Here is a 16,148-nt window from a genome sequence, read left to right as displayed (position 1 = left end):
GCTTCATGATGGAAATCCAGACCGATCTCAGGCACCATGATCTGCTGATCGACGGCAAGCGCATGCCGCCAGGCACCGGGGAATATTCCGTCGACATCAACCCCGCGACCGAGGAGCCGATCGCACGGGTGGCGCAAGGCAGCGCCGCCGATGTCGATGCCGCGGTGCGCGCCGCGCGTGGCGCATTGAAAGTGTGGAATTCGATTCGGGCCGCCGAACGCGGGCGCATCCTGCAACGTCTCGCGGGCCTGATGCGCGAGAACATGGAAGAACTCGCCGCGCTCGAGAGTCTCGACGGCGGCAAGCCGATTGGCGCGGTGATGCGTCAGGACGTGCCCGCCGCGATCGATACCGTCGAATACTACGCAGGCTGGTGCGACAAGATCAACGGCCAGGTGGTGCCGACGCGTCCCGATGCATTGACCTATACGTTGCGCGAACCTGTCGGCGTGGTCGCCGCAATCGTGCCGTGGAATTTTCCGCTGATGATCGGCATGTGGAAGATCGCGCCCGCGCTCGCATGCGGTTGCACGCTGATCGTCAAGCCCGCCGAGATCACGCCGCTCACCGCATTGCGCATCGGCGAGCTGGCGCTCGAAGCGGGCGTGCCGCCGGGCGTGCTCAACATCGTCACCGGCAAAGGCAGCGTGGTGGGCGACGCGATGGTCTCGCATCCCGGTATCGACAAGGTCACGTTCACCGGTTCGCCTTCGGTCGGACGAGGCATCCTGCAGGGCGCGGCGGGCAACTTCAAACGCGTGACGCTGGAACTCGGCGGCAAGTCGGCCAACGTGATTTTTGCCGACGCGAATCTCGACAATGCGGTGCGAGCCGCGGCGTCGGGCGTGTTCTTCAATACAGGGCAAGTGTGCTCCGCCGGGTCGCGGATACTCGCGCATCGCGACGTGTATGACGAAGTGGTCGAGCGTCTGGCCACGCGCGCGAAGTCGATCAAGGTCGGCGACCCGTCGCTGCGCGAAACGTCGATGGGACCGCTGATTTCGGCCGCGCAGATGAAGACCGTATTGAGCTATGTCGACACGGGACGCTCGGAAGGCGCATCGCTCGTGACGGGTGGCGCGCGCGTCGGCGATCGCGGCTTTTTCGTCGAGCCAACCGTGTTCGCGAATGTCGAGCACGAAATGCGTATTTCGCAGGAAGAAATCTTCGGGCCCGTGGCGAGCGTGATCCGTTTCAACGACGAAGCGGACGCGATCCGAATCGCCAATGGCACGTCGTACAGTCTCGCGGCTGGCGTGTGGAGCGCTGACTTGAGCCGCGTGCATCGCGTGGCGCGCGACCTGAAGGCGGGCACGGTGTGGATCAACACCTACGGCTATACGGACGTGCGTTTGCCGTGGGGCGGTGCTGGCGATTCGGGCTTCGGTCGCGAGCATGGCGATGTCGCGATCGAGAACTTCACGGAACCGAAGGCGGTGTGGGTGGCGATCGATCAATAATGTCCAATACGAAAAAGGATCGGATGCATGGCGTCCGATCTTTTTTTGACGTTGCATGACGAAACAGGAGCTTGCGAGTCGTTAGCGAGTACCCGGTCAATTGCCCTGCAAAGCCATTTGCTCCCGCAATTTGATCAGTGCGAGCACGACGTCGATGGTGGGTGTCGGTTCAGCAACGAGGCGCCCCATTTCCTGCACGACGGTCAACAGAGGATCGATCTCCATCGGCCGACGGTTCTCGAGATCGACGAGCGTCGATGTCTTGTGCGCACCGACCGCACCCGCGCCATCAATACGCCTTTCCACATCGACACGAAAGTGCACGCCGAATTTCTCCGCGATCTGCTTCGCTTCGAGCATCATCGTGCGTGAAACGGCGCGCGTGCCCGGGTCGCTCGTGAGTACATCGAGCGTTGCATGCGTCAATGCGCTAATCGGGTTGAAGCACAGATTACCCCAGAGCTTGAGCCAGATTTCGTCGCGAATGTTGTCGCGAATCGGCGCTTCGAAGCCGGCCGCCTGCATGATCTCGTGCAATTGCTGAATGCGTGACGTACGCTCGCCGCCCGGTTCGCCGATTGGAAACTTCTTGCCATAGACGTGCTTGATTACCCCCGGCTCGACGGTTTCCGCCGCCGGGTAGAGGACGCAGCCAATCGCGCGTTCGGGTCCGAGCTTTGTCCACTGCGAGCCGTCGGGGTCGACGCTCGTGAGGCGAGTGCCGGCAAGGCGCCCCCCATGTTGATAGAAGTACCAATATGGAATGCCGTTGACGCCGGTGACGATCGCCGTGTGCTTGCCGAGCAGCGGTTGCATCGTGTCGACCACGCCAGGCAGCGAATGCGCCTTGAGCGTGACGATGACGAAGTCCTGGACGCCAAGCTCACGTGGATCGGAGGTGCAGCGCACCGGCGCGCTGAATGTTTCGCCATCCATGATGAGGCGCGCGCCGTGTTCGCGCATGGCTGCCAGATGCGGGCCGCGCGCGATGAAACTCACGTCCGCGCCGGCGCGTGCCAATTGCACGCCCATTAAGCCGCCAATCGCTCCCGCTCCGAAGATGCAGATCTTCATGATGTCGCTCCGTGACGATGAAAAAGCCGTTCGCCCAATGCCGCATTGCAGTATCTCGCAGCCGGTCACGGTTCGAGCATAAGGTGGAGCGACGAACGCTGATAGTTAAAGTTTCTCTGTCGATGTATTAGCGATTGGTTATGAAAAGGCCGCGATCCTACATACCTTATCCGCGCCGAAACAGCAGAAAACTCACGCCGATCGCCGCCAGAAAGCCGCCGCAACAGCGATTGAACCAGCGGCGGATCTTCGCGCGCATGAGCCATTTGCCGAGATACATGCCGGCCCACGAATACAGTGCAATCGCGACCCATTCGAGTACCAGAAAGCTCGCGCCGAGCGCGGTGAATTGCGGCAGTCTCGGCTGCGCGACGTCGACGAATTGCGGTAGAAACGCGGTGAAAACCAGAATCGCCTTCGGATTGCCCGCGGCCACGTAGAACTCTTGCCGTGCAATTCGCGTGAGTGCCGCGTCCTGCGGTTGCGACGTATCGATGGCGGGGGCATCGCTGCGCCACAACTGGATGGCGAGCCAGATCAGATATGCGGCGCCCGCGAGTTTGATCGCGAGAAAGATCCATTCCGACGCGTGCAGCACGACGGCGAGACCGGTCGCGGCGAGCGCGAGCATCATCGCGAAGGCGAGCAGCCGGCCGGTGCCGCCGACGAAAGCCTTCATGAAGCCATGGCGCGCGGCCACGTTGATCGAAAGCAGATTGTTGGGCCCGGGTGCGAGATTGATGGCAAAGCAGGCGGGCAAAAAGAATAGCCAGGCGGTAAGGGACATGACGGCTCGCATTCCGAGCGGGAGATCAGGACGCATCAGCGGGGATTGCGCGCGACGCGTTACCCGGATTGTAGCGAAACCGCGCCGCGCGCCGGCTGGCCGCGCACTCAGTTCACGGCCTTGATGAAGCCAGGATCGTCGATCAATGCATCGACGCTGAGCTTGACCGTGTCTTCGATCGCGATCGTATTGCTGGTGAATTTCGGCGACTTTTGCTTCACGGTGCGTGTGGTCGTGAACATCACTTTCTGGGTCGCCGCATCGATGACAACGTAGCGCATCTTCAGCGTCCACAACGCCGGCGAGCGCGTGTCGTCCACCGTGAATGTTTCGATGCGGCCGCTGAGCACGCGCTTGTTGTCGTCGATTCGGAAACCGGCCACTCGCAGGCTTTTCGCGACGTCATCGCGCACGACGAGGCTGATATCGTCCTTCAGCACGAGCCCGGTCATCGCGGTATTTTCGATGCGGTTCGGCGAAATATGACCGTCGCGCGCGGGCAGATACGCGAAGTCGCGCGCAGGGGCGACGCTGAGCGACCCGGTGCCGTGGACTTTCGCGTGCGTCATGCTGGCGCTGCTGTTGAGGCCGAACCATGACCATGAGCACGCGGATAGCAGCGTGGGCAGCAGTACGGCGCCGCAGCCCTTGAGCATGACGGATCTCAACGGCGAACGCGCGGCAGCCATGCGGGAGAAAGCGGCGGTCGAAGTCAGAGGAATTGCCCTTTTAAGTGGAGTCATCCCAGTGGAGAACAGCATGGTAGCAGCGAACCGGACCGTCGACCTTCGGATCGGGGCCGGGCAGTAGATGAGAACAATGTGAAATGGGTTGCGCGCACCGTGCGTTCGCACTGTTGTCGGGATTCCGCCGCGCAAGGCCAGGACCTGAGGCGGTTAGAAAAAGCCTGCCTTTCCCTGCGTGATATCGATCAGCGCTCGCTTGGCGTCCTCGAGCGCATTGACGGGCACGCGCATCGTCATCTTCACCAGCATGCCGTAGGCGCTGTCCACGAGCGTATAGCCTTCGGCGTCCATCCATCGGCGAATTTTGGCTTCGTCGGCATAACTCACTTCGACGCCCAGCGAAACCTGAGCAATCCTCTCGACGCGCGGTGCGTCGAGCAGCGCGGATGCGATCGCATCGGTGTACGCGCGCACCAGACCGCCCGCGCCGAGTTTCACCCCCCCCGTAATAGCGCACGACGGCCGCGAGCACGCCATCCAGATCGTGATGCCGCAGCACTTCGAGAATCGGCCGGCCCGCGGTACCGGACGGCTCGCCGTCGTCGGACATGCCGGATTGGCCGCCCGCGAGCAGCGCCCAACACACATGCGTCGCGGCCGGATGTTCGTCGCGCAGACGCTGCAATTCGGCCATCGCGGCATCGCGATCGGCGACCGGGATCGCGTACGCGATGAAGCGGCTCTTGCGAATCTCGAGTTCTGCAGACGCTGTGGTTGAGACGGTGTGACTCACGTTGGTCGAGATCCGTTATGTCAATAAAATCAATTGGTTGTTGGGGTGGCTTCGTCCCGCTTGGGTGGACCCGGATGGATCGGGTGCGATAAGGACTGCGGGCTCAGATGGGGCAATTGTGCGTGCGCATCAAGCTGGTGATCATTGTACGAAACAAGGGCTGCATTTCACGAAATCGGGTGTGGCCGTCCTGGCGAATTTGGTGATGCACGATTGATCTGTTTCTATCAAATTTTCCGCCGATTATTCTCATGACGCGTTGACGCAAACGTTTGATCGCTGAACATTGCGCAAAAAACACGGTTCGTGAAATCGAGTTTAACTTCATGATTGGAGATGCACTGATAATCCGCTTCTATCCAGTTTTTTGTCCATTGATCCGGTAACGTTTCGACGCAAACGTTTGATCGCTGATCATCGCGCGATAAAACGCGCTTCACGTGAGCAGATATATAACTTCATACAATTCGGGGATTCGTCAATGCACGACTGCTCATCTTATGTCCGTGTTTCTACTAATTTTTCTGCAACGGCTAGCGCAAACGTTTGGCCGGAAATCGTTGCGGAAAAATCGGTAATAATTGCGTCAATTACCTGTCTTCTTGCAATCCGGGAATGCACTAATCATTTATTCAGTAAAGTTTCCCAAATGCCTGCCGTTAAAAGATGAGACGGTAAGGCTCTTACTCAATCCTGGTTGCATTCCATGAGCCGAATTGAGCGGGTTTTTCCCGTCTTTTCCGCCCAGGGTATCCAGTTCGCGCGGCTACGATAAGTGCTGGTCCGCAACGACCGGAAAATCTTGGCTATTGACCAACAGTGTTTTTGAGGGGGCTATATGAAAATTCGGCAATTCGTCAAAAAATTCGCGCGTGACGAGCGCGGCGTGACCGCGCTGGAGTACGCGATTCTGGCAGGGATCATCGTGGCGGCAGTTGTCGCCGGCGTCGCTTTTCTTTCGAGCGGGCTTCAGTCGGGCTTCCAGAATCTGAGCAACACGATTGTTAGCGCAACCTCTTAATTAAATTAAGGTTCCCCCCGAATTCACCCGCGTTTCGCGAGTTCAATGAGAGGTGGCGATGTCCGTGCTTTCACTCGTGGTCCGGCTGGCGGCGGTGGGAACGCTGGGGTGGCTTGCAGTGATGGATGTACGCGACCGCCGTTTGCCCAACAAGGGCGTACTGGCGGTCGCCATTCTGTTCTTTGCCGATGCGGTGCTCGCGCAAATGTCGTTGTCTGCGACCGGGGAGCATGTGCTGGTTGCGGCTGTAGTAGGTGTGCTGTGCGTTGGACTCTACCTGATGAACATGCTGGGCGGCGGAGACGTCAAGCTGGTTGCAGCCATCGGCCTATGGGTGGGTAGCAACCTGCTGGTCGCGACGTCGGCGCTGATGCTGGTTGCTTTGACCGGATTGCTCGTTGCACTGCTTGGCCTCGCGACACGTCGGCTCGATCCCGCTGCGTGCTTCGGACCAATGCGCGGTCTTGCATTCTTTTCCTGTCGGCGCGGGGTGCCGTACGGGGTCGCGCTTGCTGCGGGTGGCAGCGCGGCAATTCTGTTACCGCTCTGGTTGCCTTGGGCGATAACGCACTTTGTGAAGCACTAGAAAACGACTTCGGCCTCTGCCTATATGTCCAAGATCATAAAGCTGGCAGCTCTTCTGCTGGGCGCACTGCTTGTGGCGGTGATCGTGCGTTTCGTTGTCCAAACCGCGACGGCGCAGCACGTTCAGCCTCCTGCCATGAAACGGGTCCGCGTGGCGGCCGCCGATCTTCCCGCCGGCCTGCTGCTGCGAGAGGCCGATCTCGCCTGGAAGGACACGCCGGCGGCGAGCGTGCCGGCCGGTGCGGTGATCGACGGCGATACGGCGAATACAGTCGAACTGAAAGGCGCGCTGTTACGTCAAGCCGTGTCGACTGGCCAGGCGGTCCTGTCCGATGAGGTCATCCTGCCGGGCGCCCCGGGCTTTCTGGCCGCTACGCTGAAACCGGGCATGCGGGCGGTGTCGGTTGCGATCGACGACGTCTCGGGCAATGCCGGTCTGATTGAGCCGGGCGACTACGTGGACCTGTTGCTGACCCAACAGATGAGCAACCGTACCGACGAGCCGGTGCTAGCGGTGGCGAGCGAAACCATCGTTCAGCACGTGCGCGTGCTGGCCGTCGGCTCGGTCATTCAGCGTCCGAAGGCCGACGGCAATCCGTCCGATTCGGGCAACCGGGCGCGCACCGTCACGCTGGAAGTCTCACCGGAGAGGGCAGAGGTGGTGTCCGTGGCGGCGCGGCTCGGTAGCTTGTCGCTTGCCCTGCGCAGCTTTGCCGTGGCTAGCCGCGATCCTGGCGCCGATTCCGCCGACGCGGCTTCCGCACCGCCCGGACCAGTCTGGGCCGGCGATATTTCGCGTGCTGTGCGCGAGCTGCCACGACCGGCGAGCAATAAGCCGCAGAGTGCCGTCCCAGGCCATAGCGTGATGGTTTATCGCGGTTCGCAAAAAAATCTGGCCGAGGATTCGAGCGTGCCGTTACCGGGCGGTGGTCATGTACCTCCGCTTCCGACCCAGCCCATGCCGCAATAAGAAATATGAAACCAATTTATCTGACCGGGGTAGCGCCAGGGAAATGGCCGAAGGTCGCACGCGCGGTGGTGTTCGCCGTCGGGCTGGGAATGGCTGTCGGAGCGCAAGCGCAGGTGAGAAAGCTTCCACCGACATATATGGCGCAGAAGCCCGTACCAATCCGCGCGAGTGAGCATGCCGACGCCGGCGGCAGCGTGAGCGTGACAGCTGGCCAGGAGGTGCTCGTGCGTCTCAATCAGGATGCCAGTTCGGTATTCGTGGCCGATCCGGAGGTGGCCGACGTGCACATGCCGACTCCGCGCGTACTGGTGCTACTCGGCAAGAAGGCCGGCACGACAACGCTGTTCGCGCTGACGGCGAACGGCGTGCAGTTGCTCAAGCGCAGCGTTGTGGTCGGCGCCGATCTGGACACGCTGCGCCGCATGATGGCGGCGCGCTACCCGGACGCTAATCTGCGGCTCAACGCCGGGCCCGGATCGCTGCAGGTCTCGGGCGAAGTGTCGGGATCAGATGTCGCGGATGCCGTGGTGCAGATGATTACGCCGTACCTGGCGGAAAAGCAGGTGCTCGTGAATCGCATGACGATCGCGCATCCGTTGCAGGTGCAACTACGCGTGCGCATTTCCGAAGTCGACCGTACCGTCACCCAGCAACTAGGCGTGAACTGGCAATCGCTCGGCCTCCCTGGCAATTGGCAGACGGGGCTGTTTAACGGTCGCGGCATTCTCAATACGACTGGCTCGAGTAGCAACGGCGGTTCGCCGGTCAATCTGGCGGCGAACGGTGCGTTTTCGCTGCTGACCGGTTTCGCGACGAGCCACTGGAACATCCAGATGCTGCTGGACGCGCTCCATCAGGAAGGATTGCTGACGATGCTGGCCGAGCCGAATCTCGTGGCGTTGTCTGGCCAGACCGCCAGTTTTCTCGCGGGCGGGGAGTTTCCGATTCCGGTTTCGCAGACCAACGGCGCGATCGATGTCGAGTTCAAGCAGTTCGGTGTGAAGCTGGACTTCACGCCGACCGTGCTCAACGACAATCGGATCAGCCTCAAGGTCCGGCCTGAAGTGAGCCAGATCGACCCGTCGGTCAGCGTTACCACTGGCGGCATCACGATTCCGGGCCTGAGCGTGCGCAGCGCGAATACCACGGTCGAGCTCGGCAGCGGTCAGAGCTTCGCCATCGCGGGTTTGCTGCAGAACAATACGAGCAACACCATTTCGCAGATACCCGGCCTCGGCTCGATCCCGGTACTCGGCAAGCTGTTTTCGTCGAGCAACTACCAGAACAACAAGACCGAACTGGTCATCATCGTGACGCCGTATCTGGTCGATCCGGTCAGTCCGGACAAACTGCGTACCCCGCTGGATTCGGTTATGCAGCCAGTGGGTGACCTCGAGTACAGCTTCCAGCACACCTATGGTTCGGCGGGCGCCAAGGCGCCCGTCGCGGACGCCGACACCCAGCCGCGTCTGGTGGGCCGGGCCGGATACATCTATTGATCGGAGCGACCATGACAATGCGATTCAGGATGCTGTTTGCTCCGCTCGGTCTGCTCGTCACGCTGCTGGGCGGGTGTTTCCAGCCGCCGTTCGATATGCCCGATGCCTCGGTCATCCGCCACGACGATGGCCATGTCGTGCCGCCGGATTGCAGGCAGCTTGCCGTGCCATCCGGGCTGACCGACGGCGGCCTGCGGCAGCCCTCGGTGGCATGGGGGTGCGCGACCTACACCAACCTGGCCGCGCAGATCGCGCATCCACGCGATCTGGAGCAGCCTGGACCCATGGGGCCGGCCGATGCGGCCGTGGCAGCCGATGCGATGCGCCGCTACGAGCAGGACAAGGTCACGCCGCTCGACAAGCAATCTTCGCGCAGCGCGAAGTAACGACAGGACCCAACCCACTTCGCCCCCGGATTTCACATGAGCATGATTGGATCCCTCATCAAGCCCGCCAGGTCCGACGGGGTTGCCGCCGACTTCGTCGCCTTCGTCGCCGACCGCGAGTCCGAGCAGGTACTGAAAAGCTTCGTTCTGGACGAAGCCCTGCCGCATACCTTCATCGCGGAGGGCGGCATCGAGGAAGCCATCGCTCGCCTGTCCAGCATGGAGCACTCGCCGAAGCTGCTGCTCGTCGATCTGCAAAGCTCCGAAATGCCGCTTTCGGATCTGGCTCGGCTTGCCAGCGTCTGCGAGCCGTCGGTGCAGGTGATCGCGCTTGGCGAGCGCAACGATGTCGGCCTGTACCGTAGCCTGCTCGGCATCGGCGTGGGCGAATATCTGGTCAAGCCGCTGACAGTCGGACTGCTCAAGCGCACGCTGAACCTGCGCGATGGCCGCGCGATGCCGGTGTCGCAAGCACGGGCTGGCAAGGTGCTCACGTTCGTTGGCGCGCGCGGTGGGGTAGGCACGACCACGATCGCGATCAACCTCGCTCGCAACCTGGCCCGCTCGCGACGTCGCGTGGTGTATCTGGACCTGAACCTGCACGGTGGGGCTGCCCCAAGCATGGTTGGCCTGAGGAGCAATAACGGTCTGCTCGATGTGCTGCAGAACGTCAATCGGCTCGACCCCGCCTATCTCGAGCGTGCGATGCAGTCCGTGGAGAGTTCGCGGCTACTGATGTTGTCCGCGCAAATGGGATGGGACGACGAGCGCCCGTTCGGGGAGGGCGCGCTAGAGAAAGTGCTGGATATATTGGTGTCGAGTTTCCACTACGTATTCCTTGATATCGGCGAGCGCGCCGATCCGCTGGCCCACGAGGCGTTCCGCCGCGCCGGGCGAAGCTACGTGGTGGCGGACCGGTCGGTCCATGCAGTCCATGAGACCAGCCGGCTGATCCGGTATATCGAAACCTGCGGTAGCGACAGTCCCGTTACGTCTGTTCTGCTAAACAATCCGAACATGGCGACAGCGGGCAAGGTCGAGCCGGGCGACTTCGAGGCGTCCATTGGCCGGCCCGTGCTGGCCGAGGTGCCGTTCGAACGCCGCGCGCTCGCGATTGCCGAGAATGTTGGCGCGCCGGTAGTCGCCGGCAGGACCGACGCGTTCGAGCAGATCATCATGCACCTGTCTGGCGATCTAACCGGCAACAACCAGAACACGGTTGTGCAATCGGGCCTGTGGCAACGACTCAAGTCGAGGAAGTGATGCAATTCGGTCAAAAACGCGTCGCCGAACCGGCTCCCGCGCCCACCGAGGGCGATACCGAAACGCTCGAACCCAAGGCGCAGATCGACGAGAACGCGTTGCGGCGGTCTCTCGCCACATTGGTTCAGAACGACACGAATGCAGCTTCCGACACGTCGCTCGTGCGCTCGGACACGTACAGGACGGTGCGCAATGCCGTGCTGTCGACCATGAACGCCTCGTTGGTGCTCACCTACAGCCGTGAGCAACTCAAGCCCGAACTCGAGCCGTTGGTTGCTGCGATCATCGAGCGCGAGCGCCTGAACATTCCGCTTTCCGAACAAGGGCAGATCGTCGAGGAACTGCTCAACGACATGTTCGGACTAGGGCCAATCGAGCCGCTGTTCGCCGATGAGACGGTGACCGATATCCTCGTCAACGGCCCCGATCAGGTCTACATCGAACGGCGCGGTAAGCTGGAAATCACACCGTACAGGTTCCGCGACAATGCGCACGTGACCACCGTGGCGCAGCGCATCGCTGCGGCGATTGGCCGACGCGTCGACGAGAGCAGCCCGATGGTGGATGCCCGGCTGCCGGACGGCAGCCGGGTCAACGTGGTACTGCCGCCGCTCGCATTGCGCGGGCCCGCGATCTCCATTCGTAAATTTTCCAAGCGCAAGCTCACCCTCCAGCACATGGTCAATCAGGGCAACATGTCCCTCGCCATGGCGCACGTGCTGAAGATCGCGGTGACCTGCCGCCTGAACGTGCTGGTCTCGGGCGGCACGGGTTCCGGCAAGACCACGTTGCTCAATGCGCTCTCGCATTTCATCAATCACGGCGAGCGCATCGTAACGATCGAGGACGCGGCGGAACTTCAATTGCAGCAGCCTCACGTGGTCAGCCTCGAGACGCGCCCCGAAAACACCGAGGGGATGGGTGGCGTCGATCAGCGCGATCTGGTGAAGAACGCGCTGCGGATGCGCCCCGACCGCATTATCCTCGGCGAAACGCGCGGCGAGGAAGCTTTCGATGTGCTGCAGGCCATGAACACGGGCCACGATGGTTCGATGACCACGATCCACGCCAATACGCCGCGCGATAGCCTGACCCGGCTCGAAAGCATGGTGACGATGGCCAACGGCAATCTCCCGTTGATGTCGATCCGGCGGCAGATCGCCAGCGCGCTGCACCTGATCGTTCAGGTCGAGCGGATGCGCGACGGTATACGCCGACTGACACGCGTGACCGAGGTGGCGGGTATGGAGGGCGACGTGATCATCACTCAGGATCTGTTCGCCTTCCGTTACGACGTCACGGCCTACGAAGCAGAGGTGAAAGGCGGCTTCGAAAACGGACACCTGCGGCCGGCATTCACCGAGCGGGCCTCTTACTACGGCCTCGAGGAAGCCTTGCTGGAGGCCGTTGCGTGAGCGCGATTGTCAACCTCGCCACAATCGCCGCTTTCCTCTGTGCGGTGATCGTCGGCATCATGCATATGGTCTGGCAGGACCTGCGCAATCAGCGCCCCGATGCGTTGATCCGCGCACGCATCGCGGCGATGCCTGCGGAAACAGCGTTTGGCGCGACGGCTTCGAGCGACGTACAAGCGATTATCAAAGGGCATGCGTTAGGCCACGCTGAAGAGACACATATCGTGATCGCGTGGCTTCGTGCGCGGCGCGACCGCTTGCGCACGGTCGCGCCGCGCGGGCTGCCAGTCGTGATAGCCGGCAGCATCATCGCATTGGGTGTGGCACTGGCGATCCCGCGGTTCACGTCGACACCAGCCATTGTCCAGATCCTGCTTGCGCTCGCGTTGCCTGTGTTCGCCGCGCAGCGCATCTACCAGATGTTCGTCGACCGTTTCCGTGAAGGCTTTCTGGCAGCGTTGCCGGATGCGATCGACATGATCGTGCGTGCGGTGCGCGCCGGGATTCCCGTGGTCAAGGTATTGCCCATGGTGGCTCAGGAGTCAACACAGCCACTGGCCGGCGAGTTCAAGCGCATTGGCGATTCGCTCCAGCTCGGGATGGATCTGGGGGAAGTGCTGAGCGCGGCGGTACATCGCGTTCACGTGGCCGATTTTTCCTTTTTTTGCGTGTGCTTGCTGCTGCAGCGCGAAACGGGCGGACAACTGGGCGAAACGCTCGAGAACCTGGCTGGGATAGTGCGTGCCCGCCGCGAAATTCGTCAGAAGACCAAAGCGTTGACGGCGGAGACGCGGATCACGGTCAAGATCCTCGCAGCCATTCCCGTTCTCATCGTGGTGTCGCTGTACATGTTGAATCGCGCCTACATCATGCTGCTGTTCACCACGCCGACCGGCCATTCCATTCTGACCTTCGCCGTGACGGCGATCGTCGCGGGCGTTGCAGTCATCAACAAGATCGCCAACCTGGATACCTCGCGATGAGCACGATGCGTATTGATCTGCTGGCCAATCTGTTGATGCTGCTGCTGCTGCTGGGTGCGCTCGTCCTGTGGTGGGCGTTTAACCGGGGCGGGTATCGAGGCCGGATTGCGGAACGGGTACGCGAGGTGAGTGTGGGCGCTGCTACGGGAGCCGCTTCCTCGGGCAACGACCCGTCGAAAAATGGCTTCGTGTTCGTCCGCCGTGTCATGGCGTCATTGATCCGGTTCGGTGAACGCATGCCGCTCTTCACGTCCGATCAGCGGCTGAAGCTGGCACGGGATCTGGTCAAGGCGGGTTTTCGCGGTCCCAATGCCGTGCCGACCCTGATCGCACTGAAATTCGTCTCCGGCGTGCTGTGGGCCGCGTTGGTTGTGCTGTGGGTAGCCGATCTGTTCGCGCTCGGCCATGTCGTGGCGATCCGCGTGCTGATGATGTTGGCGGCATTCGTGTTCGGGATGATCGTGCCGGAATACGCGCTGGACATGTACGCGCGCCGGCGGCGAAAGCAGATCCTCGCGTATTTTCCTGACGCGCTCGATCTGTTCGTCATTTGCACCAATGCGGGCAATAGCCTCGGTGTAGCGCTGCGTCGCGTCGCCCAGGAGATGGCGCTGATCTGCCCGGCGCTGGCATCGGAACTCGCGCTGACCGCCGACGAACTGCATCTTTCCGGCGACGGCGCGCGCGCGCTTCAAGCCATGGCCGACCGTGTCGACGTGCCGCCGGTACGCGCGCTGATCTCGACGCTGACCCAATCGATGCGCTATGGCACGCCCATTTCGCAGGCACTGCGCACGCTCTCGCGCATCGAGCGTACCGCCCATATCGTGCGTATCGAGGAAACCGCAGCCAAGCTCGCGCCGAAGATGGTCGTGCCGATGATGCTGTTCATCCTACCGGCCGTGGTCGCAATTTCCGCCGGGCCGGCCATCATGCAACTCGCCACTTCACTCAAGCACTTGACATGAAACTCACTCGCTCACTTCCAGCCGCTTTGATTTCCGGCGCCGCGGCGTGCAGGCTTGGTGCCGCCGTGTCGCTGCTGATACTGGCGGCCTGCACGACCACGGTCAAGCAAAGTTTCGGGCCGGTTGCGCCCGTTTCCAGCCCGGCTACGCTGAGCCTCAAAGGAGAACTGCATGTGGCAGAGGCCGCGCTGGAGTCGGGCAATGTCGATCTGGCCACCACCATTTACATGCAGATCGTCCAGTCCAATCCGGATTCCGTGCCGGGCCTGACGGGACTGGGCGATACGCTGTATGCGCAGGGAGACTATACGCGAGCGAATGTCTACTACAACAAGGCGTTGTCGCTCGATCCGAACGCGCTGCCGGCCATGACGGGCAATGCTCGCGTGGCCATCCGGCAACGACGGCTGGACGATGCCGTCGCCGATTACCGGCGCGTGCTCGCGCGGTCGCCGAATGACCCGATGGCGGCAGCGGGGCTCGGAACCGCGCTCGACATGCAGGGACACCACGACGAAGCCCAGGCGGTCTTACGGAACGCACTGCTCGACAATCCAGGTGACCCGCGACTGGAGACCGATCTGGGGCTCTCTCTGGTGGTGGCGGGCAAGCCGCGCGAGGGTGCGAACGTGCTGCTCGACGTCACACGTTTTCCCGCCGCTCCGGTTGAGGCGCGCCAGAATCTCGCGATGGCCTACGGCATGCTCGGCAACATCGAAGCTGCCGAGAAAATTCTGGACGCCGATCTGCCGAAAAAATCAACACAGGACAATCTCCGCTATTACGCGATGCAGCGCATGCGTCTGGCCGACGTGCAAGGCAATCCGTCGGGCACGGGCAGAAGCTCTCTCGCAACGGAGAAAAAGGCGCAATGAAGCGATCTGTCCGCTCCTGGCCCAGCCTCTCTGCGTGGCGGCGTCTGCGGACTTTGCCGCGGGACGAGCGCGGTGCAAGCGCGATCGAATTCGCGCTCGCCTCGCTGCCCATATTTTTTCTGTTCATCGCTACGATCGAGTTCGCGCTCGATATGACCGTCGACGTGACCGTGCAGATCGCGGCCCAAGCGGCTTCGCGAGCCGGACTGACGATGACCGCGCCTGCCACGGGCACGCGCGCGACGCAGGCGAAGCAGATCGCGCTGCAGTACCTGGGGACGTGGCAGAACGTTGGCGCGACCGTGACGGTGAGCCAACTCGACTACGTGGCCTTCAGCAACTTCGGTTCATCCACCTACAAAGCGGCCAACGGGCCGGGCAACTGCGGCGACGTGGAGATGTACGCCATTCAGGTCACCATGCCGGCCTTTACGGGGCTGGCATCGTGGTTCGGCATGCCCACGCTGAATTTCCAGCGCAACTACATTGTCCAGAACGAAGAATGCACAAGTTAATGAGTGCCCGGAGAACCGGGCTCGCACGGCGCCGCTCACGCGGGGTGGCGGCGCTCGAAGTGGTCATCATCGTGCCGGTGATGATGTTCATGCTATTCGGCTTCACCGAGGTGTATCTGTACCTGCGCGCAGTGAGCATGGTGGAGCATGCGGCGTTCGCGCTCGCCAATTCGCTCGGGCAGATGCAGAATGTGACGGATCAATCCGGCACGACCAATGCGAACAGCCTCGGCTCGTTATGGGCGGACGCGAACCTGCTCGCCAGTCCCGATACACTGACGGCGAACGGCAACGTCATCGTCACTTCCGTTTGTGACAAGTCGTCTTCGGAAAACAACTGCGGCTTGAACGTGGTCGGCACGCCGTCGCTGACCAGCGGTAAGCCGACCATCTGCTGGCAGGCCGAGGCCAACTCGACCTCAACCATGAAATCCCAGGTCACGACCAGCAATGTTCTGCCGTCCACCTGGCCGTTCTATCAAGGCGACGCCGCGCTCGTAGTTGAGGTGTTCTACCGCTACAACCCGTTTCCTCTGGTCTCCTCGTTCTGGCCCGGCGCTCCGGGTTCGACCGTGCTCTATCGGCGGATCTATGCGCGGCAGCGCGTGCTGAACTGGACCTCGATGCCGTTGATTGACACGACCGGCGCTGCCGTCGCAGCGGGAAGTGGTTTGTCGGCAGGCTGTCCGGGCTCGACGATCATCGTGGGCTCCTGACAGGTGCCACCTTCGATAAGCCAGCGCTCGCGTGATGTACCGGGGACAATCATGAATCTAGCTACCGCTGTTTGTACCGCTCGCCTGCGCGATGCCGCCGTGTTCGCGCGATGCCGCGAATTTTTCGCCCGCGCAGATCGTGGAGCGGTTTC

At 61.8% G+C, this 16,148-nt stretch carries 16 protein-coding genes and 1 pseudogene; 13 read left to right on the top strand and 4 right to left on the bottom strand.

Annotated elements, in window-relative coordinates:
- Positions 1-8 precede the first annotated feature (8 nt).
- A complete protein-coding gene (locus tag OKW37_RS34005) occupies positions 9-1,460 on the top strand; it encodes an aldehyde dehydrogenase family protein (RefSeq protein WP_429403557.1) in 1,452 nt (483 codons plus the stop codon).
- 96 nt (positions 1,461-1,556) lie between these two features.
- Here OKW37_RS34005 and OKW37_RS34000 read toward each other — a convergent pair whose 3' ends face one another.
- The 4 genes and pseudogenes from OKW37_RS34000 to OKW37_RS33985 form a co-directional block, all read right to left on the bottom strand.
- Complete coding sequence (locus OKW37_RS34000) at positions 1,557-2,534, bottom strand: 2-dehydropantoate 2-reductase (protein ID WP_429403556.1); 978 nt, start codon at positions 2,532-2,534, stop codon at positions 1,557-1,559.
- Positions 2,535-2,700: 166 nt separating this feature from the next.
- The gene (locus tag OKW37_RS33995; RefSeq protein WP_429403555.1) at positions 2,701-3,321 is read right to left on the bottom strand and encodes a LysE family translocator; all 621 of its coding nucleotides are present in this window, start codon (positions 3,319-3,321) and stop codon (positions 2,701-2,703) included.
- Between the two features lie 107 nt (positions 3,322-3,428).
- Positions 3,429-3,977, bottom strand: coding sequence for a hypothetical protein (locus tag OKW37_RS33990; RefSeq protein WP_429403554.1), 549 nt, complete (start codon positions 3,975-3,977; stop codon positions 3,429-3,431).
- A gap of 240 nt (positions 3,978-4,217) precedes the next feature.
- Positions 4,218-4,800: pseudogene (locus OKW37_RS33985) on the bottom strand (IMPACT family protein).
- 838 nt (positions 4,801-5,638) lie between these two features.
- Between OKW37_RS33985 and OKW37_RS33980 the strand changes: the two are divergent.
- The 12 genes from OKW37_RS33980 (at position 5,639) to OKW37_RS33925 (ending at position 15,996) form a co-directional block, all read left to right on the top strand.
- The gene (locus tag OKW37_RS33980; protein ID WP_429403553.1) at positions 5,639-5,821 is read left to right on the top strand and encodes a Flp family type IVb pilin; all 183 of its coding nucleotides are present in this window, start codon (positions 5,639-5,641) and stop codon (positions 5,819-5,821) included.
- 58 nt (positions 5,822-5,879) lie between these two features.
- Complete coding sequence (locus tag OKW37_RS33975; protein WP_429292380.1) at positions 5,880-6,407, top strand: A24 family peptidase; 528 nt, start codon at positions 5,880-5,882, stop codon at positions 6,405-6,407.
- 24 nt (positions 6,408-6,431) lie between these two features.
- Positions 6,432-7,376 carry a Flp pilus assembly protein CpaB gene (cpaB, locus tag OKW37_RS33970; protein WP_429403552.1) on the top strand — a complete coding sequence of 315 codons (945 nt, stop codon included), beginning with the start codon at positions 6,432-6,434 and terminating at the stop codon, positions 7,374-7,376.
- A gap of 113 nt (positions 7,377-7,489) precedes the next feature.
- Positions 7,490-8,875 carry a type II and III secretion system protein family protein gene (locus tag OKW37_RS33965; RefSeq protein ID WP_429403551.1) on the top strand — a complete coding sequence of 462 codons (1,386 nt, stop codon included), beginning with the start codon at positions 7,490-7,492 and terminating at the stop codon, positions 8,873-8,875.
- Positions 8,876-8,886: 11 nt separating this feature from the next.
- Positions 8,887-9,261: a CpaD family pilus assembly lipoprotein gene (locus tag OKW37_RS33960; RefSeq protein WP_429403550.1), complete on the top strand. Its 375-nt coding sequence runs from the start codon at positions 8,887-8,889 to the stop codon at positions 9,259-9,261.
- A gap of 36 nt (positions 9,262-9,297) precedes the next feature.
- Positions 9,298-10,524 (top strand): AAA family ATPase, encoded by a 1,227-nt coding sequence (locus OKW37_RS33955; protein ID WP_429403549.1) that lies wholly within the window; start codon positions 9,298-9,300, stop codon positions 10,522-10,524.
- Positions 10,524-11,939 carry a CpaF family protein gene (locus OKW37_RS33950; RefSeq protein ID WP_429403548.1) on the top strand — a complete coding sequence of 472 codons (1,416 nt, stop codon included), beginning with the start codon at positions 10,524-10,526 and terminating at the stop codon, positions 11,937-11,939. The genes OKW37_RS33955 and OKW37_RS33950 overlap by 1 nt, the downstream gene beginning before the upstream one ends.
- 44 nt (positions 11,940-11,983) lie before the next feature.
- Complete coding sequence (locus OKW37_RS33945; RefSeq protein WP_429403547.1) at positions 11,984-12,922, top strand: type II secretion system F family protein; 939 nt, start codon at positions 11,984-11,986, stop codon at positions 12,920-12,922.
- Between the two features lie 35 nt (positions 12,923-12,957).
- Positions 12,958-13,890, top strand: a complete 933-nt coding sequence (locus OKW37_RS33940; RefSeq protein ID WP_429403546.1) for a type II secretion system F family protein — start codon at positions 12,958-12,960, stop codon at positions 13,888-13,890.
- 26 nt (positions 13,891-13,916) lie between these two features.
- Positions 13,917-14,765: a tetratricopeptide repeat protein gene (locus OKW37_RS33935; RefSeq protein WP_429403545.1), complete on the top strand. Its 849-nt coding sequence runs from the start codon at positions 13,917-13,919 to the stop codon at positions 14,763-14,765.
- The gene (locus tag OKW37_RS33930; protein WP_429403544.1) at positions 14,762-15,280 is read left to right on the top strand and encodes a TadE/TadG family type IV pilus assembly protein; all 519 of its coding nucleotides are present in this window, start codon (positions 14,762-14,764) and stop codon (positions 15,278-15,280) included. The genes OKW37_RS33935 and OKW37_RS33930 overlap by 4 nt, the downstream gene beginning before the upstream one ends.
- Complete coding sequence (locus OKW37_RS33925) at positions 15,280-15,996, top strand: TadE/TadG family type IV pilus assembly protein (RefSeq protein WP_429403543.1); 717 nt, start codon at positions 15,280-15,282, stop codon at positions 15,994-15,996. The genes OKW37_RS33930 and OKW37_RS33925 overlap by 1 nt, the downstream gene beginning before the upstream one ends.
- Positions 15,997-16,148 lie beyond the last annotated feature (152 nt).

The sequence above is a fragment of the Paraburkholderia sp. MM5482-R2 genome (assembly GCF_050436125.1).
Classification (GTDB): domain Bacteria; phylum Pseudomonadota; class Gammaproteobacteria; order Burkholderiales; family Burkholderiaceae; genus Paraburkholderia; species Paraburkholderia tuberum.
Note: the sequence above shows the minus strand (reverse complement) of the source record. Positions and strands in the feature narration are given on the sequence as shown.